The 19,838-nt window shown below is 72.5% G+C and carries 19 protein-coding genes; 14 read left to right on the top strand and 5 right to left on the bottom strand.

The window, feature by feature from the left end; all coding sequences use genetic code 11:
- The first annotated feature begins 14 nt into the window (after positions 1-14).
- Genes EOT10_RS20175 through EOT10_RS20155 form a run of 5 tightly spaced genes read left to right on the top strand, consistent with a single transcriptional unit; the run spans position 15 to position 4,294 of the window.
- Positions 15-1,370, top strand: a complete 1,356-nt coding sequence (locus tag EOT10_RS20175) for an L-fuconate dehydratase (protein ID WP_127829644.1) — start codon at positions 15-17, stop codon at positions 1,368-1,370.
- A complete protein-coding gene (locus EOT10_RS20170; protein WP_127829643.1) occupies positions 1,367-2,140 on the top strand; it encodes an SDR family NAD(P)-dependent oxidoreductase in 774 nt (257 codons plus the stop codon). Before EOT10_RS20175 ends, EOT10_RS20170 begins: the two co-directional genes overlap by 4 nt.
- Positions 2,141-2,145: 5 nt before the next feature.
- Positions 2,146-3,141 carry an aldo/keto reductase gene (locus tag EOT10_RS20165; protein ID WP_127829642.1) on the top strand — a complete coding sequence of 332 codons (996 nt, stop codon included), beginning with the start codon at positions 2,146-2,148 and terminating at the stop codon, positions 3,139-3,141.
- Positions 3,138-3,449, top strand: a complete 312-nt coding sequence (locus EOT10_RS20160; RefSeq protein WP_127829641.1) for an L-rhamnose mutarotase — start codon at positions 3,138-3,140, stop codon at positions 3,447-3,449. Before EOT10_RS20165 ends, EOT10_RS20160 begins: the two co-directional genes overlap by 4 nt.
- Complete coding sequence (locus tag EOT10_RS20155; protein ID WP_127829640.1) at positions 3,449-4,294, top strand: amidohydrolase family protein; 846 nt, start codon at positions 3,449-3,451, stop codon at positions 4,292-4,294. The genes EOT10_RS20160 and EOT10_RS20155 overlap by 1 nt, the downstream gene beginning before the upstream one ends.
- Here EOT10_RS20155 and EOT10_RS20150 read toward each other — a convergent pair.
- Positions 4,282-5,712, bottom strand: a complete 1,431-nt coding sequence (locus EOT10_RS20150; protein WP_127829639.1) for a lipase maturation factor family protein — start codon at positions 5,710-5,712, stop codon at positions 4,282-4,284. The genes EOT10_RS20155 and EOT10_RS20150 overlap by 13 nt on opposite strands.
- Positions 5,713-5,830: 118 nt before the next feature.
- On the opposite strand from EOT10_RS20150, the gene EOT10_RS20145 reads away from it, so the two are divergent.
- The 7 genes from EOT10_RS20145 to EOT10_RS20115 all read left to right on the top strand — a co-directional run bounded on the left by EOT10_RS20145 (position 5,831) and on the right by EOT10_RS20115 (position 14,059).
- Positions 5,831-6,898, top strand: coding sequence for a DUF6777 domain-containing protein (locus tag EOT10_RS20145; RefSeq protein WP_127829638.1), 1,068 nt, complete (start codon positions 5,831-5,833; stop codon positions 6,896-6,898).
- Positions 6,899-6,960: 62 nt separating this feature from the next.
- The gene (locus EOT10_RS20140; protein WP_127829637.1) at positions 6,961-9,054 is read left to right on the top strand and encodes a SpoIIE family protein phosphatase; all 2,094 of its coding nucleotides are present in this window, start codon (positions 6,961-6,963) and stop codon (positions 9,052-9,054) included.
- A gap of 54 nt (positions 9,055-9,108) precedes the next feature.
- Entirely contained in the window at positions 9,109-9,969 is an 861-nt protein-coding gene (locus EOT10_RS20135; protein WP_127829636.1) for an Fpg/Nei family DNA glycosylase, read from the top strand.
- A 54-nt stretch (positions 9,970-10,023) separates the two neighbouring features.
- Positions 10,024-10,773 carry a LytR/AlgR family response regulator transcription factor gene (locus EOT10_RS20130; protein ID WP_127829635.1) on the top strand — a complete coding sequence of 250 codons (750 nt, stop codon included), beginning with the start codon at positions 10,024-10,026 and terminating at the stop codon, positions 10,771-10,773.
- Between the two features lie 171 nt (positions 10,774-10,944).
- Complete coding sequence (locus EOT10_RS20125) at positions 10,945-11,331, top strand: hypothetical protein (protein ID WP_127829634.1); 387 nt, start codon at positions 10,945-10,947, stop codon at positions 11,329-11,331.
- Positions 11,328-12,863 carry a sodium/solute symporter gene (locus EOT10_RS20120; RefSeq protein WP_127829633.1) on the top strand — a complete coding sequence of 512 codons (1,536 nt, stop codon included), beginning with the start codon at positions 11,328-11,330 and terminating at the stop codon, positions 12,861-12,863. Before EOT10_RS20125 ends, EOT10_RS20120 begins: the two co-directional genes overlap by 4 nt.
- On the top strand, positions 12,860-14,059 hold the full coding sequence (locus EOT10_RS20115) for a sensor histidine kinase (protein ID WP_127829632.1): 1,200 nt from the start codon (positions 12,860-12,862) through the stop codon (positions 14,057-14,059). Before EOT10_RS20120 ends, EOT10_RS20115 begins: the two co-directional genes overlap by 4 nt.
- A 39-nt stretch (positions 14,060-14,098) precedes the next feature.
- On the opposite strand, the gene EOT10_RS20110 is transcribed toward EOT10_RS20115, so the two are convergent.
- Entirely contained in the window at positions 14,099-14,614 is a 516-nt protein-coding gene (locus EOT10_RS20110; RefSeq protein ID WP_127829631.1) for a hypothetical protein, read from the bottom strand.
- A gap of 145 nt (positions 14,615-14,759) precedes the next feature.
- Positions 14,760-15,314 (bottom strand): sigma-70 family RNA polymerase sigma factor, encoded by a 555-nt coding sequence (locus EOT10_RS20105; protein WP_127829630.1) that lies wholly within the window; start codon positions 15,312-15,314, stop codon positions 14,760-14,762.
- A gap of 322 nt (positions 15,315-15,636) precedes the next feature.
- Here EOT10_RS20105 and EOT10_RS20100 point away from each other — a divergent pair, with 322 nt between their 5' ends.
- Positions 15,637-16,782 (top strand): CapA family protein, encoded by a 1,146-nt coding sequence (locus EOT10_RS20100; protein ID WP_317617355.1) that lies wholly within the window; start codon positions 15,637-15,639, stop codon positions 16,780-16,782.
- A 3-nt stretch (positions 16,783-16,785) separates the two neighbouring features.
- On the opposite strand, the gene EOT10_RS20095 is transcribed toward EOT10_RS20100, so the two are convergent.
- A complete protein-coding gene (locus EOT10_RS20095) occupies positions 16,786-18,225 on the bottom strand; it encodes an amino acid permease (protein ID WP_127829628.1) in 1,440 nt (479 codons plus the stop codon).
- 120 nt (positions 18,226-18,345) lie between these two features.
- Positions 18,346-18,807, bottom strand: coding sequence for a universal stress protein (locus tag EOT10_RS20090; RefSeq protein ID WP_127829627.1), 462 nt, complete (start codon positions 18,805-18,807; stop codon positions 18,346-18,348).
- 173 nt (positions 18,808-18,980) lie between these two features.
- Here EOT10_RS20090 and EOT10_RS20085 point away from each other — a divergent pair, with 173 nt between their 5' ends.
- On the top strand, positions 18,981-19,823 hold the full coding sequence (locus EOT10_RS20085; RefSeq protein WP_189491838.1) for a polysaccharide deacetylase family protein: 843 nt from the start codon (positions 18,981-18,983) through the stop codon (positions 19,821-19,823).
- Positions 19,824-19,838 lie beyond the last annotated feature (15 nt).

Raw genomic sequence — 19,838 nt, 5'->3', positions numbered from 1 at the left:
AAGAAAGGCCACTCGTGTCTCCAACTGCCGCCCGAATCACCGCGGTCGACACCTATGACATCCGGTTCCCCACCTCCCGGGAGCTGGACGGTTCCGATGCCATGAACCCGGACCCCGACTACTCCGCCGCCTACGTCGTGCTCCGCACCGACGCCGAAGACGGAATCGAGGGGCACGGATTCACGTTCACCATCGGCCGTGGCAACGATGTCCAGGTCGCCGCGATCGACGCCCTGCGGCACCACGTCGTCGGCCGGGGGGTCGACGAACTGTGCGCCGACCCGGGGACGTTGAACCGCGACCTGATCGGCGACAGCCAGCTGCGCTGGCTCGGTCCCGAGAAGGGCGTGATGCACATGGCGATCGGAGCCGTCGTCAACGCCGTGTGGGACCTGGCGGCCAAGCGCGCCCGCAAACCGCTGTGGCAGTTCCTCGCCGACGCAACCCCTGAGTGGCTCGTCTCGCAGCTCGACTTCCGCTACATCGCCGACGCGCTCACGCCCGACGAGGCCCTCGCGCTCCTCAACTCGGGCCGCGAGGGCGCGGTGGAGCGCGAGGGCGTCCTGCGGGAGCGCGGCTTCCCCGGGTACACCACGTCACCCGGCTGGCTCGGCTACTCCGACGAGAAGCTCAGCCGGCTCGCCCGGCAGGCCGTCGCCGAAGGCTTCACGCAGATCAAGCTGAAGGTCGGCGCGGACCTCGCCGACGACATCCGGCGCTGCCGCACCGCCCGTTCGGTGATCGGCCCCGGCATCCGCATGGCGATCGACGCCAACCAGCGGTGGAACGTCGGCGAGGCCGTCGAGTGGACCAGGGCGCTCGCCGAGTTCGACCCGTACTGGGTGGAGGAACCGACCAGCCCCGACGACGTCCTCGGCCACGCCGCGATCCGCAAGGCCGTCGCCCCCGTCAAGGTCGCGACCGGCGAGCACGTCCAGAACCGCATCGTCTTCAAGCAGCTCCTCCAGGCCGGTTCCATCGACATCCTGCAGCTCGACGCGGCCCGCGTCGGCGGCGTCAACGAGAACCTCGCCATCCTGCTGCTCGCCGCCAAGTTCGGCGTCCCCGTGTGCCCGCACGCGGGCGGCGTCGGCCTGTGCGAACTCGTGCAGCACCTCTCGATGTTCGACTACGTCGCCCTCGCGGGCACCACCGAGGACCGCGTCATCGAGTACGTCGACCATCTGCACGGCCACTTCCTCGACCCGGTCGTGATCCGGAACGGCCACTACGCGGCGCCCACCACGCCCGGCTTCTCCGCCGCGATGCGGCCCGAGTCCATCGCCGAATTCACCTACCCCGGCGGCACGTTCTGGGCCGCCGACCTCGCCCGGCAGGGCCTCACCGACCAGAAGGGTGCAGCGGCATGACCGACGGCACGGCTGTCAACGACTTCCACGGGCTCCGGGCCCTCGTCACCGGCGGCGCCTCCGGCATCGGCCGCGCCACCGCCGAACTCCTCGCCGCCCGCGGCGCGAGTGTCGCCGTGCTCGACCTCGACCCGAGCACCGTCGACAAGCCGCTGCGCGGCTACACCGCCGACGTCTCGGACGACGCCTCCGTGCGCACGGCGGTGGCCGCCGCCGTCGCCGACCTCGGCGGGCTCGACGTCCTCGTCAACAACGCGGGCATCGGCGCCCAGGGCACCGTCGAGGACAACGACGACGACCACTGGCACCGCGTCCTCGACGTCAACGTCCTCGGGATCGTCCGCACGACCCGCGCCGCCCTGCCCCACCTCAGGGAGTCCGCGCACGCGGCCATCGTGAACACCTGCTCCATCGCCGCGACCGCGGGCCTCCCGCAGCGCGCCCTGTACTCCGCGTCGAAGGGCGCCGTCTACTCCCTGACCCTCGCCATGGCCGCCGACCACGTCCGCGAAGGCATCCGCGTCAACTGCGTCAACCCCGGCACCGTCGACACCCCGTGGGTCGGCCGCCTCCTCGACGCCGCCCCCGACCCGGCCGCCGAACGGGCCGCGCTCGCCGCCCGCCAGCCCACCGGACGCCTCGTCACCGCCGACGAAGTGGCGGGCGCCGTCGCCTACTTGGCGGGCCCCCTGTCCGGCGCCACGACGGGTACCGCCCTCGCCGTCGACGGCGGCATGCAGGGCCTGCGCCTCCGCCCGGCGGGCCGGTGACCGCCATGCGCTCCCGCACCCTGGGCCGGAGCGGCGTCGAGGTCGGCCCGCTGTCCTTCGGCGCCGCCGGCATCGGCAACCTGTACACGCCCGTCTCCGAAGAGGACGCCCGCGCGGCGGTCGACGCTGCCTGGGACGCCGGTATCCGCTCCTTCGACACCGCGCCGCACTACGGGCTCGGCCTGTCCGAACGGCGCCTCGGAGAAGCACTCGCAGGCCGCGACAGGGCCGCGTACACGATCTCCACCAAGGTCGGCCGCCTGCTGGAGCCGACCGGTACGAGCGGGGGAGACGACCTGGCGAACGGGTTCGCCGTGCCCGCCACGCACCGCCGCGTCTGGGACTTCAGCGCGGACGGCGTGCGCCGCTCCCTGGAGGACAGCCTGACCCGGCTCGGCCTCGACCGCGTCGACATCGTCCATCTGCACGACCCGGACGACCACGGCGAGCAGGCGTTCCGCGAGGCCTACCCGGCCCTGGAGCGTCTGCGCGCGGAGGGGGTCGTCGGGGCGATCGGCGCGGGCATGAACCAGACGGCGATGCTCACCCGGTTCGTCCGCGACACCGACGTGGACGCCGTCCTGTGCGCCGGCCGCTACACCCTGCTCGACCAGAGTGCGCTCGCGGAACTCCTGCCGGAGGCGTCGGTGCGCGGCACGTCGGTGGTCGTCGGCGGCGTCTTCAACTCCGGACTCCTCGCCGACCCCAAGCCCGGCGCGACGTACGACTACGCGGCCGCGCCCCGCGAACTCCTCGACCGCGCCTACCACTTGAAGGCGCTCGCGGAGCGCCACGGCATCACCCTGCGTGCCGCCGCGCTCGCCTTCCCGTTCGGTCACCCGGCGGTGGCCGGCGTCCTGGTGGGCACCCGTTCGCCGTACGAAGTCCTGGACGCCGCCGAGCAGTTCGCCGCCGGTGTGCCTGCCGAGTTCTGGACGGAAGCACGCGCCGCGGACCTGCTGCCCGCCGACGTCCCCGTACCCGCCGAGGAGCCCGCGTGAGAATCGCCCTGCACACCAAGGTCCGCGCCGACCGCGTCGAGGAGTACGAGGCCGCCCACCGCGAGGTCCCGGCCGAACTCCGGCAGGCCATCCGCGCGGCCGGCGCCACCTCGTGGACGATCTGGCGCAGCGGGACCGACCTGTTCCACGTCCTGGAGTGCGAGGACTACGGGCGGATGCTCGCCGAGCTGGACAAGCTGCCGGTGAACATCGCCTGGCAGGCCCGCATGGCCGAACTCCTCGACGTCGTCCACGACTACTCCGCCGACGGCGCGGGCGCGGGCCTGCCCGTCGTCTGGGAGCTGTGATGCCCGCGGTCGTCGACGCGCACCACCATGTCTGGGACCTGTCCGTGCGCGACCAGGACTGGATCACCGGCGAGCAACTCGCCCCGATCCGGCGGAACTTCACCCTGGGCGACCTCGCGCCCCTCGCCCACAAGTCCGGCGTCACGGCCACCGTCCTCGTGCAGACGGTCACGGTCGAGGAGGAGACGCCGGAGTTCCTGGCCCTGGCGGACGGGCACGAACTGGTGGCCGGGGTGGTCGGCTGGGCCGACCTCACGCGCCCCGACATCGCCGAGACCCTGGCCCGGCTCGCGGCGCTGCCCGGCGGCCGCTATCTGAAGGGCATCCGCCACCAGGTCCAGGGGGAACCCGACCCCGAGTGGCTGCTGCGGCCCGACGTGCTCCGGGGTCTCGCCGCCGTCGCCGACGCCGGCCTCGTCTACGACCTGGTGGTCCTGCCCCACCAGCTCCCCGCGTGCGCCGGTGCGGCCGCGGCCCTGCCCGGCCTCACCTTCGTCCTCGACCACTGCGGCAAGCCCCCCGTGGCGTCGGGAGCCGTCGAACCCTGGGCCGGTTCCCTGCGGGCGCTCGCCGCGCTCCCCAACACCGTCTGCAAGCTCTCCGGCCTCGTCACGGAGGCGGACCCGGCGACGTGGACGCCGGACGTGCTGCGGCCGTACGCCGACACGGTCCTGGAGGCGTTCGGTCCCGGCCGGGTGATGTTCGGCTCCGACTGGCCGGTGTGCACGCTCGCGGCGACGTACGAGCAAGTGACGCAAGCTGCCCAGGAGTTGACGGGCTCGCTCACGGCCGGCGAGCGCGAGGCGGTGTTCGGCGGGACGGCGACCCGCGTCTACCGGCTCTGACCGCGCGACGCGACCAGGTGGGTCGGCCCCAGGAACTCGCGTATGTACGTCCGGTCCCAGCAGGACCCCGTGTCCCGCAGCTCGCTCCACGTGGTGAAGCGGTAGCGGTAGAGCCGGGCCCGGACGTACAGCGGCGGGCTCTCGGGCGGGAACGGGCTGCGGCGCAGCAGGCGCAGTGTGTCGCGGTCGCCGGTCAGCAGCCGCTCCATGAGCCCGCCGAACCAGGAGCCCGCGTACGCGGGGGAGATCGCCGCGAACCACATCAACCAGTCGAGCCGCAGATGGTACGGCGCGAACTGGTGCGGCCAGTGCCGGGGATCGCCCGGCTTCCCCCGGAACTCGTAGGCCAGCCACGTGGCGTCCTCGCGCGGCACCGGGTCGGCCGTGCCCTCGACGACGATCTCGTGGCGGATGCGCCCGACCGAGCCGAAGGCGCCGTACGCGTTCACCAGGTGCAGCGGGTCGTAGGTGCGGTTCATGGCCTGGCGCGGGGAGAGCAGGTTGCGGGCGGGCTGGTAGCTCCGGGCCAGGACGAAGACGGTGAGGGCGATGACGAGGACCTCGTACCAGAGCGGGGCCCCGGACGTGCTCGGCGGTGTGCGCAGCGGGGAGAAGTCGACCGCCGTGACGGCGAGCAGGATCGTGATCCAGTTCAGCCAGGCGAAGTTCCCCGACAGGACCAGCCAGAGCTGGGTCAGGATCATCAGACAGGCCGCGCCCGTCGCGACGGGCTGCGGGGTGAACAGGAGGACGGGCACGACGAGTTGGGTGACGTGGTTGGCCCCGGCCTCGACCCGGTGCAGGGGGCGCGGCAGCCAGTGGAAGAACCAGCTCAGCGGGCCCGGCATCGGCTGTGTCTCGTGGTGGTAGTACAGGCAGGTGAGCTTGCGCCAGCAGGCGTCCCCGCGCATCTTGATCAGGCCCGCGCCGAACTCGACACGGAACAGGACCCAGCGCAGGAGCAGCAGCACGAGCAGAGGCGGCGCCACCCGGTCGTTGCCCAGGAACACGGCGAGGAACCCCGCCTCCAGGAGAAGTGACTCCCAGCCGAACGCGTACCAGGTCTGGCCGACGTTCACGATCGAGAGGTAGAGGACCCATGGCACCACCCACAGGGCCATGGCCGCGCCCAGCGGCACCAGGTCCGCCAGGCCCGCGGCGAGCGCGGCCGAGAGTGCGGCCCCGCCCCAGGCGCAGCACGCGAAGAACCGGTCCGAGTAGTGCGCCCGGAACAGTGTCGGCGCCCGCCGCCACGGCACACCCGCCAGATAGCGCGGCACCGGCAGCATCCCGCGCTCACCGATGAGCGCCCGGAACTGCAGCGCCGCCCCCGCGAAGGCCACGAGATACAGCGCGGCGAGACCGCGCTGGAAGATCAGGCGGCCGAGCCAGTACCCGGACGAGCTGAACCACTCCACGCTTCTAGTGTGACGGAGACCTCCAGGGTGACGGAGAGCGAGCGTATTCGGCTTGCGAGAAGTCCGTTCACCCCGCAAACAATGGGCCAAAGTGCCCATATGTAGGCGGGAGAACACGGTGCGCTCACCGACCAGGACCCATGTCACTGCCTTCGCGATTTCCGCGGCGATCCTGGTCGCCGGATGCTCCGGCAGCAGCGAAATCAACGTCTCCAGGAGCGCCTCGCCGGCCAAGGGTGAGCTCTTCCTCGAGCCCGTCGCGGACCAGGGCCCCGACCCCTTCACCCACTCCACCGCCGAGGCCGCCGAGCCCCCCGCGCCCGTCACCCGAACGCCGCAGCCGTCAGCGCCCGGCAGCACCACCGCCGAGGGCGGGTACGTCACGTCGGGTGACACCCCCGGCCTCTACGGCGGAACACGGTCCGTCGGAAGCTGCGACGTGGAGAAACAGGTCGCGTTCCTCACCGCGGACCAGGCCAAGGAGGGTGCCTTCGCGAGCGCGTCCGGCATCTCCCAGGCGTCCGTCCCGGGCTTCCTGCGCGGCCTCACGCCCGTCGTCCTGCGGTCCGACACCCGGGTCACCAACCAAGGCTTCCGCGCCGGAGAGGCGACCGGCTTCCAGTCCGTGCTCCAGGCGGGCACCGCCGTACTCGTCGACGAGCGGGGCATGCCCCGGGTGCGGTGCGCGTGCGGCAACCCGCTGAAGCCCCCGGTCGCGTTCCGGGGGACGCCGAGACCGCAGGGGCAGCAGTGGTCCGGCTTCCGGCCCACCGAGGTCGTGGTCGTCACGCCGGCCCCGCAGATCATCACGAACATCGTCATCGTGAACATCACCGACAACACATGGATCGAACGGAAGTCCGGCGACGAGGGCCGGCACGACAAGCCCGTCCCGCCGCCGCCCAGCCCCTCCCACACGTCGCGGCCGCCCTCGTCGTCCACGTCGCCGAGCCCCTCACCCAGCACGTCGGCGTCGCAGCCGCCCTCCAGCGGCTCCTCGTCGTCGCCCGCCACGGACTCCCAGAGCCGGCCGGCCACCTCGCCCGGGAGCACCGACACACAGTCGCCGTCCGGTGACGGCTCCGGCGAGGACCTGGGCCCCGACACCGTCCCCGACAGCCCCGACCAGCCCGGCGGCGGCCTCGTCCCCGACGCGACGTCCATCGCGAACGTCCACGACAGCTGACACATCCGAGACAGCCGACCGCACCGCGTGCGCGGGATTCGCCCTGCGCCTAGCGTTAGCCCATGGAAGCAGGGACGGGGGGCGTGGAGCGGGGCGCGTGCGCCCATTGCGGCAGGGTGGCAGGGGACGCCGCCTGCTGCTTCCTCGCCGAGTTCGGTGACCACCTCGGCATCGGCAGCTTCGACTGGGACCTCGACACCGGCCTGATGCACATGGACGCCAAGGCCCACGAGATCTTCGACATACGCCCCGACGAATACGACGAGCGCCCCGAGACCCTCGCGATACGCGTCCCGCCGACCGAGGGCACCCGCCTCGACGAGATCGTCTCGACGGCCCTCAAGGACGGCAGCGAGAACTACGGCTCCTACTTCCGCATCCGCTGCCGCGACGGAAGGATGCGCTGGACCCACACCCAGGGCTACATCCGGCGCGACGGGACCGGCCGCCCCCGCCGCATCGTGGGCATCGTCCGCGACGCCACCCAGGAACTCAGCGACAGCACGGCCCGCCGCGAACAGGACGCCCTGCGCCGCCGCCAGACCAGCGTCGTCCAGGGCACCACCGCCGCACTCGCCCACGCCCGCACCGTCCAGGACGTCATCGACGTCCTCAAGGACAGCCACGGCCTCCAGCACCTCGGCGCGGCCAGTCTCGTCATGGGGCTCGTGCGGGCCGGCCGCATCCACCTGGTCGCCGAGGGCCCCCCGGGCAGCTTCGTGCCCGGCACCCAGGTCACCCGCATCGACGAGCCGTACCCCATGGGCGACGTCGTGCGCACCCTCACGCCCCGCTTCATCGAGTCCCCCGAGGACTTCGCCCGGAACTACCCGCTGCTGTGGCCGCACATCACCCAGCTCGGGATCACGGCCGCCGCCTATCTGCCGCTCATCGCACAGGCCCGCCCCATCGGCGCGCTCGGCCTGCTCTACGACGACAAGCAGGGCTTCACCGAGGACGAGCGCAACGTCCTCGTCGCCCTCGGCAGCAGCATCGCCCAGAGCCTCCAGCGAGCGATGTTCTACGAACAGGAGAAGGACCTCGCCCAGAGCCTCCAGCAGGCCATGCTGCCCCGCAGCATCCCCGCCGTGTCCGGCGCCGACATCGCCGTCCGCTACCGCTCCGCCTCCCTCGGCCGCGACATCGGAGGCGACTGGTACGACGTGATCCCGCTGCCCGGCGGCCGCGTCGGCGCCGTCATCGGCGACGTCCAGGGACACGACACCCACGCCGCCGCCGTCATGGGACAGCTGCGCATCGTGCTCCGCGCGTACGCCGCCGAAGGGCACACGCCGGCCACCGTCATGGCCCGCGCCTCCGTCTTCCTCCACGAACTCGACACCGAACGCTTCGCGACCTGCCTGTACGCCGAGGCCGACCTGTCCACCGGCGTCGTCCAGCTCGTGCGCGCCGGTCACCTGGACCCGCTGCTCCGGCTCACCGACGGGACCTGCCGCAGGCTGCCCGTCGAAGGCGGCCTGCCGCTCGGACTCTCCGCCGAGTTCGGCCGGCTCCAGTACCCCGTCGGGACCGTGGAACTCGGCCCGGGCCAGGCGCTGATCCTGTGCACCGACGGCCTCGTCGAGCAGCCCGGCGCCGACCTCGACGACGGACTGCGGACCCTCACGGCCCTCGTCGGCACCGGCCCCCACGACCTGGGCGACCTCGCCGACCGGCTGTGCGAGAGCGTCGACGAACGCGGCGGTGACGACGACGTCGCCCTGCTCCTGCTGCGCCGCCGCGGCATCGGCGCCCCGCAGTCCGGCGGGCGCCTCCAGCAGCACGTCGCGCCGAACGACCCGGCGGCCCTGACCGAGGCCCGGCACATGATCAGGGCCGCCGTGCGCGCCTGGGGCGCGGGCGAGCGCGCGGACGAGATCGAACTCGTCGCCGACGAGCTGATCACCAACGCGCTGATGCACACCGACGGCCCCGCCGTCGTCACCCTCCGCGTGATCACCGCCTCCGACCGCAGGCTGCGCGTGGACGTCGAGGACACCTCCAGCGCGCTGCCGCGCCGGCGCGAGGCGGGCGAGGACGGCGTCTCGGGGCGCGGCCTCCTCCTCGTGGACCTGCTCACGGACGTGTGGGGCGTGGACGCGCGGGGGAGCGGCAAGTGCGTGTGGTGCGAGTTCGTGGTGCCGGCCCGGAACTGACCCGGCGGCGCGCGCTCGCCTGGCGCTGTCGGTGCCCGGTGGCACCCTGGACCCATGCCGGAACTTCCCGAGGTTGAAGCGCTGACGGACTTCCTCACCGAGCATCTGGTGGGGCACGAGATCGTCCGCGTCCTGCCCGTCGCCGTGAGCGTCCTGAAGACGTACGACCCGCCGCCCGCCGCCCTGGAGGGCCGCACCGTCACGGGCGTCACCCGGCACGGCAAGTTCCTCGACCTCGACGCGGACGGGCTGCATCTCGTCACGCACCTCGCCCGCGCGGGCTGGCTGCACTGGAAGGACCGGCTGCCCGACGGCGCCCCGCGCCCCGGTAAGGGGCCCCTGGCCCTGCGCGTCGCCCTGGAGGACGGCGAGGGCTTCGACCTCACCGAGGCGGGCACCCAGAAACGCCTCGCGGTGTACGTCGTCCATGACCCGGCCGACGTCCCCGGCGTGGCGAGACTCGGCCCCGACCCCCTCGCCGACGACTTCGACGAGGCACGCTTCGCCGCCCTCCTGCACGGCGAGCGGCGGCAGATCAAGGGGGCCCTGCGCGACCAGAGCCTCATCGCAGGCATCGGGAACGCGTACAGCGACGAGATCCTGCACGCCGCGAGGATGTCCCCGTTCAAGCTCGCGTCGAGTCTGACGCCCGACGACGTGTCCGTCCTCTACGAGGCCCTGCGCGACACCCTGGCCGAGGCCGTCGAGCGGTCGCGCGGGGTGGCCGCCGGGCGGCTCAAGGCCGAGAAGAAGAGCGGGCTTCGGGTGCACGGCAGAGCGGGGGAGCCCTGCCCGGTGTGCGGCGACACGATCCGCGAGGTGTCCTTCCACGACTCGTCGCTCCAGTACTGCCCGACCTGCCAGACGGGCGGCAAGCCGCTCGCGGACCGGCGGATGTCGAAGCTGCTCAAGTAGCGGGCGGCGCCCCAGGATTGGCCGGCACGGGGCGACCACCTACACTCCAGCGGCATGCTGCGCGTACTGGCCGTGGACGACGAGGAACCCGCACTCGCCGAGCTGCTCTATCTGCTCCGGGCCGACCCGCGGGTGCGCAGCGCCGAGGGGGCGACCGACGCCAACGAGGCGCTGCGCCGCATCGGCCGCGCCCTGGACGCGGGCGCCGACGACGACCACGCCGTCGACGTGCTCTTCCTCGACATCCAGATGGCCGGGCTGACCGGCCTCGACGTGGCGCGGCTCCTCGCCGGGTTCGCCAGGCCCCCGATGATCGTCTTCGTCACCGCGCACGAGGACTTCGCCGTGCAGGCCTTCGACCTGAAAGCCGTCGACTACGTCCTCAAGCCCGTCCGCAGGGAACGCCTCGCGGAGGCCGTGCGCCGTGTCGCCGAACAGGCCGCGGCCGCCCGGCCCGCCGTCGACCTCTCCGCCGACCGGATCCCCGTCGAACTGGGCGGCGTCACCCGCCTCGTCGCCGTCGCCGACATCACGTACGCCGAGGCCCAGGGCGACTACGCGCGTCTGCACACCGAGGACGCCAGCCACCTCGTCCGCATCCCGCTGACGACCCTGGAGGAACGCTGGCAGCCGCACGGGTTCGTCCGCATCCACCGCAGCCACCTCGTCGCCCTGCACCGCATCGACGAACTCCGGCTCGACGGCGGGGGCATGAGCGTGCGGATCGGCGACGCCGAGCTCGCCGTGAGCCGCCGCCACGCCAGCCGCGTCCGCGAACTCCTGATGCGACGCGCGGGCGGCTGACGACTGGGTGACCGGAAGTACGTGACCGGAAGTGCGTGACCGGAAGTGCGTGACCGGAAGTGCGTGACCGGAAGTGCGTGACCGGAAGTGCGTGACCGGAAACCGCGTGACCTGGGCCGATACCCGTCGCACCCCTTCCGCTCGGCGCCCGCCCCCGCCTACACTCCCGCCGTGTCCGCCACCGCAGAGCCCGCTCCCCGCCGCGAGGTCGTGACCGGTGAGCCCCGCGCGGCGCGCCGGCTGCCCGGCCACCCCACCCAGTGGGAGATCGACGAGCAGACCACGCTCGGCGCGGCCTACGTCCGCTCCCTGATGCGCAGCCAACTGCGGGCCGGACTCACCGCGTTCGCCGTCCTCGCGCTGCCCGTCGTGACCCTGCCGCTCTTCTTCGAGGCCCTGCACAACCCCACCGTCGTCTGGATCGTCCTGGGCTTCGGCTGCTACCCGGTCCTCGTCCTCATCGCCTGGTGGTACGTGCGCACCGCCGAGCGCAACGAACGCGACTTCGCCCGCCTCGTGCGCGGCCGGGCCGTCCGCGACCGGCACGGAGCACGGTGAACGAGGCGTACGCGATCCCCGCCGTGGCCGTGGTCGTCCTGGCCACGGTCCTCATCGGCGGCTTCGGCCTGCGCATCTCCCGCACCACCTCCGACTTCTACGTCGCCTCGCGCTCGGTGGGCCCCGGCCTCAACGCGGCGGCGATCAGCGGCGAATACCTCTCCGCCGCCTCCTTCCTCGGCGTCGCGGGCCTGCTCCTCGTGCACGGCCCCGACATGCTCTGGTACCCGGTCGGCTACACCGCCGGCTACCTCGTCCTGCTCGTGTTCGTCGCCGCCCCGCTGCGCCGCTCAGGGGCCTACACGCTGCCCGACTTCGCCGAGGGCCGCCTGGAGTCCCGCAGCGTCCGCAGGGTCGTCAGCATCCTGGTCGTCGGCGCGGGCTGGCTCTACCTCGTGCCCCAACTCCAGGGCGCCGGGCTTACGTTGCAGATCCTCACGGGCGCGCCGCGCTGGTTCGGCGGGGCGCTCGTCGCCGCCGTGGTCGTACTCGCCGTCGCCGCGGGCGGCATGCGCTCCATCACCTTCGTGCAGGCCTTCCAGTACTGGCTGAAGCTGACCGCGCTGCTCGTACCCGCCTTCTTCCTGGTCCTCGCCTGGCACGGCGACGGCGGCGCACCGCCCGCCGTCGACGGAATGCCGTGGTCGAGCGCCGGCTCCGGGCAGCCGCTCGCCACCAGCCGGGCGGACCACCCGCTGTACGCGACGTACGGCCTCGTCGTCGCCACGTTCCTCGGCACGATGGGCCTGCCGCACGTCGTCGTCCGCTTCTACACCAGCCCGAACGGCCGCGCCGCCCGCCGCACCACCGTCGCCGTGCTCGCCCTCATCGGCCTCTTCTACCTGCTGCCCCCGGTCTACGGGTGGCTCGGCAGCCTGTACGCCCCCGAACTGCGCGCCACCCAGGACGCCGACGCGGCCGTCCTGCTCCTGCCGGGCCGGGCCGTGGGCGGGCTCGGCGGGGACCTGCTCGGCGCCCTGGTGGCCGCCGGCGCCTTCGCCGCGTTCCTGTCGACCGCCTCCGGGCTGACGATGGCCGTCGCGGGCGTCCTCAGCCAGGACGTCCTGCCGGCCCGCGGCGTACGGCACTTCCGCCTCGCGACACTGCTCGCGATGACCGTGCCGCTGGGCGGGGCGCTCCTGGTCAGCGGGGTGCCGGTCGCGGACGCCGTCGGGATGGCGTTCGCGGTGTCGGCGTCCTCGTTCTGCCCGCTGCTCGTCCTCGGTATCTGGTGGCGGCGGCTCACCCCGCCCGGCGCGCGGGCGGGCCTGCTCCTCGGCGGCGGCTCGGCCCTCGTCGCCGTCACCCTGACCGTCGCCGGCGTGGCGCGCGACGGCTGGCTGCACACGCTCCTCGCCTGGCCCGCGGTGTGGTCGGTGCCGGTCGGCTTCCTCGCCATGATCCTCGTCTCGCTCGCCACCCCGGACTCCGTACCGCCGCACACGAGCGCCACCATGACGCGGCTGCACCTCCCGGAGTCGCTGAGCACGCGCGGGACGATCCCCACGGGCGAACCGGGAGGGCGGCCGTGACCGCCACCGCCGTCCTCCTCGCCCTGTGCCCGCTCCTCCTCGCGGGCGGGTTCGTCCTCGGCCGCCGCACCGCGCACCCCTCGGGCCGCAGCGACGTCGGAACACCCGTCGAACGGGCCACCTTCGACACCCTGCACACCGCCTCGCTCGCCGCGCCCCCGCTGCGGGCCGGGCTCACCGAGGAGTCCGCGCGCAGATCGGCCCGCAGGCTGCGCACGCTGCTCGGCACCGACGCGCTCTGCCTCACCAACCGCTCCGCCGTCCTCGCCTGGGACGGCACGGGGGACCAGCACCGCAAGCGGGTCATGGAGCATCTCGACGGACTGCTCGACACCGGGCGCAGCGCCGCGTTCGGCTGCGGCTGCGGGGCCCTCGACTGTCCGCTGCGCTGGGCGGTGGCCGCCCCGATCGTCACCGACGGACGCGTGCTCGGCGCCCTCGTCGCCTACGCGCCCCGCGAGTCCGCCGTCCTCGCCCGCGCCGCCGAGGAGGTGGCCCGCTGGATCTCCGTACAGCTGGAGCTGGCCGAGCTCGACCGTTCCCGCACCCGGCTCATCGAGGCCGAGATCAAGGCGCTGCGTGCGCAGATCTCGCCGCACTTCATCTTCAACTCGCTCGCCGCCATCGCCTCGTTCGTCCGTACGGACCCCGAGCGGGCCCGTGAACTCCTGCTGGAATTCGCCGACTTCACCCGCTACTCGTTCCGCCGCCACGGCGACTTCACCACGCTCGCCGACGAACTGCACTCCATCGACCAGTATCTGGCCCTGGTCCGCGCCCGGTTCGGCGACCGGCTCTCGGTCACGCTCCAGATCGCGCCCGAGGTACTGCCGGTCGCGCTGCCCTTCCTGTGTCTGCAGCCCCTCGTCGAGAACGCCGTGAAGCACGGCCTGGAGGGCGCGGTGACCCGCAGCCGCATCACGATCGGCGCCCGGGACGCGGGCGCGGAGGCGGAGGTCGTCATCGAGGACGACGGGGTCGGCATGGACCCGGGCGAGTTGCGCGCGATCCTGCGCGGCGAGGGCGGCGCCTCGGCCGGGATCGGCCTGTCGAACGTGGACGAGCGGCTGCGGCAGGTGTTCGGCGACGACTACGGCCTCGTCATCGAGACCGGCACCGGCGCGGGCATGAAGATCACCGTACGGATCCCCAAGTACCGTGCGGGCGTGCACTCTTCAGGCGGAGGGATCGGCTAGCGGCGGGCTCAGAAGCGGAGGAATCGGCTGGCGGCGGGCTCAGAACAGGTGGATCGCCAGATGCCCGAGCGGCAGCCCCAGCTGCCAGGCCGGCGTCCACACCCTCGGCCCGTCGTCCTCGTCGGGCAGGGGCCCGCCGTCCGGCACCGAGTCCAGGTCCGGGGCCAGCAGCTCGGTCTCCTCCAGCCAGCGCCACGCGGCCTCGGCCAGTTCGAGGTCGGGCGAAGGCGTGTTCTGCTCGCGGGCCCGCGAGGCGAGGCGCGTCAGGTGCTCCCGCACCCAGTCCTGCCACGGCTGGTCGTACGCCGTCAGCGACAGCCAGGTCTCCAGCTGGGACACGACCCGGATGCCGGACAGCTCGCCCTTCGTGTCCGACAGGAAGATCGTCAGGGCCAGCGCGTCGCGCCCGGCCCGGAACTCGAAGGACGTGGGCGGCATCAGATCACCGGTGCGCAGCAGCTCATCGGCGATGTACTCGGCGTACAACCACGCCATCGGCACCGTCAGTTCGCCCCCGTCGGCCCCCGACGTGCCTTCCTTGCTCCCGTGCAACATCCCTTCCTGCCTTCCTCCGGTCCGTGCGCTCCGCCGGCCCCCGGGCCCTCACGTCCCGACTCGCAGGGGAGGACAGCCGATTACTCAATCGAGGACCGGGGCACCGGGCAAGGCGCTTTACCGAGGCTTGACCCGCCGTCCGGTTTCAGCGCGGGACGGACGGGTTCGCCTCGTAGCCCGGCAGCACCCTGCGCAGTGCGCGCAGCGCGTAGTACGCGCGGGACTTCACGGTACCGGGCGGAATCCCGAGCGCCGCCGCGGCCTCGGCGACGGAGGCGCCCCGGAAGTACACCTGGAGGAGTACCGCCCGGTGCTCCGGGCTCAGGGTCGCCACCGCCTCCCGCACGTCGAGCGCGGCCGCCGAGCGCTCCGCGTGGTCGGCGCAGACCCGCGCGCTGTCCAGGACCGCGCCGACGGTCTCCGGGGGCCGCGCGAGCCGCGCGCGCCGGGCGTCTATCGCGAGCCTGCGGCCGACGGTGAACAGCCAGGGCCGCACCGACGCGTAGTCGGCGCTCAGCGCCTCCGGATGCTGCCAGGCACGCACGAACGTCTCCTGGACCAGGTCTTCCGCCCGTTGCCGGTCGCCGTCGCACAGCCGCAGGAGGAAGCAGAGAAGCGGCCCGCCGTGCTCGCGCTGGAGTTCCGCCAGCTCGCGTTCTGCCGTTCGGCCGTGTCCTTCGGTCTTCGTGGCAGTCGTCATGGCCGTATGCCAGCGCAGCCCGCCGCTCACGCCCAGAGGGCGCGCCGGGGTCTGCGGCGGGCGGTCGATGCGGTCGGCGAGCGGTGCGGTGAACGGGGCCGACGGCGGCGGAACGTGACGCCGTTCCAGGGACTGCGGCGGTATGGAGCCTTGACTCGGGATTGCGCTCGTACGTCTATGCGTATGTCGAAAATCACCTTATCCACCGAATCTTGGAGCCTGGTCGATGACGCAGCGCACGGGGAACCCACGCCACTCACGCCACGCACACCACACACGGCCATCGCGGCACTCACGTCAGGGAATCGCGGTCCTGGCCGCCGTGCTCGCCGCCTCGGCCGCGGCCTGCTCCGGGCCCGCCGACGGGACCCGGCACGTGACGCCGCACGCCACCGGACACCCGGCGGCGTCGGCCGCGGGCGGCACCACCGGCGGGCAGCGCGGCTTCACGCTTGTGGCCTCCGGCGACGTACTGCCCCACACCGAGATCATCGAGAAGGCGAACGCCGACGCGGGCGGCCCCGGCTACGACTTCGCGCCGATGCTGTCCGGCGTTAAACCGGTCGTCTCCAAGGCGGACCTGGCGATCTGTCACATGGAGACGGTCTACGGCGCCGACGGCGACTACACCGGCTACCCGACGTTCAAGTCCCCGCCGCAGGTCGCCCGCGGCCTGCGCGCCACCGGCTACGACGCCTGCTCGACCGCCTCCAACCACACCCTGGACGACGGAGCCGCCGGCATCGACCGCACCCTCGGCGCCCTCGACCGCGCGGGCGTCCGGCACGCCGGCTCGGCCCGCACCGCCGCCGAGAGCCGCAGCCCCGGCTGGCTGCGCGCCGGTGACGCCAGGGTCGCCCACCTCGCCTACACGTACGGGACGAACGGGTTCCCGCAGCCCGAAGGCAGGCCGTGGGCAGTGAACATGATCGTCCGTCAGCAGATCGTCGAGGACGCGAGGGCGGCCCGGAAGGCGGGCGCGGACGTGGTCGTCGTCTCCCTGCACTGGGGCACCGAGTGGCAGGACGAGCCGGACGAGCAGCAGCTGCGGCTGGGCGGCGAACTCACCGCGTCCCGCACCGGCGGCCGCCCCGACATCGACCTGATCCTCGGCACCCACGCACACATCCCGCAGGCCTACGAGAAGGTCAACGGCACCTGGGTGATCTACGGCATGGGCGACCAGATCGCGGGCGAGATGTTCAACTACGACGGCGCCCAGGACCCGCGCGGCAACGAGAGCACCATCGGGCGCTTCACCTTCGCGCCGCCCGCCCGGCCCGGCGGCCGCTGGGAGGTGCGCAAGGCCGAGTTCGTCCCGCAGTGGTTCGACCTCGGCGCGGGGCGCGTCGTGAACGTCAACCAGGCCATCGGCCGGGGAGCGGACCTCACCGGCGTCCGCGACCGGATCCGCCGGGTCGTCCTCAGCCGCGGCGCGGCCGAGGACGGCCTGACGATGGGCGAGTAGCGGTCAGGACCCCGCCGACGGCTCCGTCTTCGCCAGCTCGGAGCGCTTGTACGAGTAGCCGAAGTAGATGCCGAGCCCGACCACGAACCAGACGGCGAACCGCACCCAGGTCTGCCACTGCAGGAACGTGATCAGCCAGATCGAGAAGACGACCCCGAGCGCGGGCACGAACGGCATGCCCGGTGTGCGGAAGGTGCGCGGCAGGTTGGGCTGCCGGTAGCGCAGCGCGATCACCGCGATGCACACCACGACGAACGCCAGCAGGATGCCGATGTTGGTCAGCTCGGCCGCCTCGCCGATCGGGATGAACCCCGCGATGATCGCCGAGGCGAACCCGACGATCCACGTCACACGCGTCGGCACGTGCCGCGTCGGGTGCGTCTTCGAGAACCACTTGGGCAGCAGCCCGTCGCGGCTCATCGAGAACCACACGCGCGTGACGCCCAGCATGAACGTGAACATCACGGTGAGGATGCCGATGATCGCGCCGACCGCGATCACGTCCGCGAGCCCGCTCAGGCCCACCGACTTGAACGCCGTGGAGAAGCCGCTCTCCGGGTCGATGTCCTTGTAGTTCTGCATGCCGGTGAGGACCAGACAGGCCAGCACGTACAGCACCATCGAGATCGCCAGCGAGTAGATGATCGCCTTCGGCATGTGGCGCTGGGCGTCCTTCGACTCCTCCGCGGCCGTCGACATCGCGTCGTAGCCGAAGACCGCGAAGAACACCGTGGCCGCACCCGTGAACGCGCCGCTGATGCCGAACGGGAAGAACGGCGTGTAGTTGTCCGTGTTGATGTGGAAGAAGCCCACGGTGATGACGACCACCACCACGACGACCTTCAGGACCACCACGATCGTCTCGAAGCGGGCCGCGTTCTTGATGCCGAGCGTCAGCAGATACGCGATCAGGATGCACAGCAGCGCGGCGAACAGGTCGACCCGGTGACCGTCGCCCGTCCCCGGCGCGCCCAGCATCCACTTCGGCAGATCGAGGCCGACCTCGCCGAGCAGGAAACCGAAGTAGCCCGAGATGCCGATGGCCACCACCGCGACGATCGCCGTGTACTCCAGGAGCAGGTCCCAGCCGATGAACCAGCCGACCAGCTCGCCGAGGACGGCGTACCCGTACGTGTAGGCGGAGCCGGCCTTCGGGATCAGGCCGGCGAACTCCGCGTAGGACAGTGCGGCGCAGGCGCTCGCGACGCCCGCGATGAGGAACGAGATCAGGACCGCGGGCCCGGCCGTACCGTTGGCGACCGTGCCGGCGAGGGTGAAGATGCCGGCGCCGATGATGCCGCCGACACCGATCGCCGTGAGCTGCACCAGGCCGAGGGAACGCGTCAGCTGCTGCGTCGCGCCGCCCTCCGCCTCCTCGATGTGTTCGATGGGCTTGCGGCGCAGTACGCCCTCACCCATCCGGAGTCTTCTGGGACCGGCCATGGGCTCCACCTCTTCGCGGACGGCACTCGGCTGACGGGCGATCAGGATGGCCCACCCGTGGCGGCTTAGGAAGAAGGCACGCCTCACCCCAGTGTGCGGGTTCGCGGGAAAGTCCGCTGGTTACGGGACCACGGTGACCGGCCAGCGACCGGCCTTCACCAGGCGCACCGCGACCGAGCCGACGATCCGGTGACCGGCCTGCTCGGACGCGCCGACGACCACCGCGTCCGCCTTCAGGTCGTCGGCGGCCGTGACCAGACCGTTGTAGGGGTCGCCGCGGAACGTGTGGAACTCCCAGCGCACCTCGAATATGTCCTTCACGCGCTCCGTCGCCGCCCTGATCTCGGCGATCAGGCCCTCGGCGATCTCGTCCGTCGTGTCGGCCACGGGGACGCCGAGCGCGGCGCCGGTCGCCATGACGGGCTGGACGTAGACGACGGCCAGGAGCGCGCGCTGACGCCGCGCGAGGCCGCCGGCGTAGGCCGCGGCACGCAGCGACGAATCGGAGCCGTCCACCCCGACCACGATCACCTTGGGGCCGTCCGTGCCGCGTTCGAACTGGTGTGGCTGCTGTTCGGTCACAGCGCCGAGGCTAGCGGAATCCCCGCCTCCCGCAGCCGCCGGGGCGCGGACTTCCGTACCGGGTACGTCCGCACCGGGCACCCCCGCTTCGCCGCTGGTCCCATCGGGTGCTTTCGACGGGCGGCGCGGTGTTGGAGTGCGGCCCGCGACGGTCGCCGTGCGAGGCATAAGTCATGAAATCAGATCAGATCAGCCAAGGCCGGCGGGCGCTGGTCCGCGGCGCCGCGCTCCTCGGCCTGGCAGCGGTCGCCGGCTGCACCGACAAGGCCGGCGCCCCCGGCCGTGCGGCCTCCCCGAGCGTGCCCGCCGCCGCCGGACCCGGGGCGGCCAGGGCGATGAGGCCCTCCACGTACCGCCTCCGGCCCATGGCCGGGTACGGCGCACCCCACGAGGCCCCTGGCCGGCTGCCCGTACGGCGCGAGCCGATCCTCCGCATGGACACCCGCGACAAGATCATCGTCCTCAGCTTCGACGACGGACCCGACCCCGCCTACACCCCGGGCATCCTGCGGACCCTGCGCGAGTACGACGTCCGCGCCATGTTCTTCGTCTGCGGGGAGCAGGCCGAATGGAACAAGGACCTGCTGCGCGAGATGGCCGACGACGGACACGTCATCGGCAACCACACCTGGACCCACCCGCTCCTGACCAAGATGTCGCGCTCGGCCGTCCGCTACGAGATCGAGCGGACCTGCGAGATCATCGACGACACGACCGGCGAGCCGCCCGCCTGGTTCCGCGCGCCCTACGGGGCCTGGAACCGCAACGTGTTCCGGGTCGGCGCCGAACTCGGCATGGAGCCCCTCGCGTGGACCGTCGACACGAACGACTGGATGGAGCCGGGCACCCGCTCCATCATCCGGGCGGTCCGGGACGGGGCGGCGCCGGGAGTCGTCGTCCTCAGCCATGACGCGGGCGGCAACCGCTCCCAGAGTGTCGCCGCCCTGCGCACCTATCTGCCGGAACTCCTCGACTCGGGTTACCGCGTCGCGGTCCCACGCCGCCGAGAGGTCTGAGCCGTAATTCGCCCG

It is taken from the genome of Streptomyces antnestii (assembly GCF_004005495.1).
GTDB classification, from domain to species: Bacteria; Actinomycetota; Actinomycetes; order Streptomycetales; family Streptomycetaceae; genus Streptomyces; species Streptomyces antnestii.
Note: the sequence above shows the minus strand (reverse complement) of the source record. Positions and strands in the feature narration are given on the sequence as shown.

Excerpts from the sequence above, each read along its gene's own strand:
- EOT10_RS20095 (WP_127829628.1), bottom strand. The coding sequence starts at position 18,225 with ATGGCCGGTCCCAGAAGACTCCGGATGGGTGAGGGCGTACTGCGCCGC.
- EOT10_RS20155 (WP_127829640.1), top strand. The coding sequence starts at position 3,449 with ATGCCCGCGGTCGTCGACGCGCACCACCATGTCTGGGACCTGTCCGTG.
- EOT10_RS20170 (WP_127829643.1), top strand. The coding sequence starts at position 1,367 with ATGACCGACGGCACGGCTGTCAACGACTTCCACGGGCTCCGGGCCCTC.
- EOT10_RS20135 (WP_127829636.1), top strand. The coding sequence starts at position 9,109 with ATGCCGGAACTTCCCGAGGTTGAAGCGCTGACGGACTTCCTCACCGAG.
- EOT10_RS20130 (WP_127829635.1), top strand. The coding sequence starts at position 10,024 with ATGCTGCGCGTACTGGCCGTGGACGACGAGGAACCCGCACTCGCCGAG.
- EOT10_RS20165 (WP_127829642.1), top strand. The coding sequence starts at position 2,146 with ATGCGCTCCCGCACCCTGGGCCGGAGCGGCGTCGAGGTCGGCCCGCTG.
- EOT10_RS20085 (WP_189491838.1), top strand. The coding sequence starts at position 18,981 with ATGAAATCAGATCAGATCAGCCAAGGCCGGCGGGCGCTGGTCCGCGGC.
- EOT10_RS20110 (WP_127829631.1), bottom strand. The coding sequence starts at position 14,614 with ATGTTGCACGGGAGCAAGGAAGGCACGTCGGGGGCCGACGGGGGCGAA.
- EOT10_RS20140 (WP_127829637.1), top strand. The coding sequence starts at position 6,961 with ATGGAAGCAGGGACGGGGGGCGTGGAGCGGGGCGCGTGCGCCCATTGC.
- EOT10_RS20105 (WP_127829630.1), bottom strand. The coding sequence starts at position 15,314 with ATGACGACTGCCACGAAGACCGAAGGACACGGCCGAACGGCAGAACGC.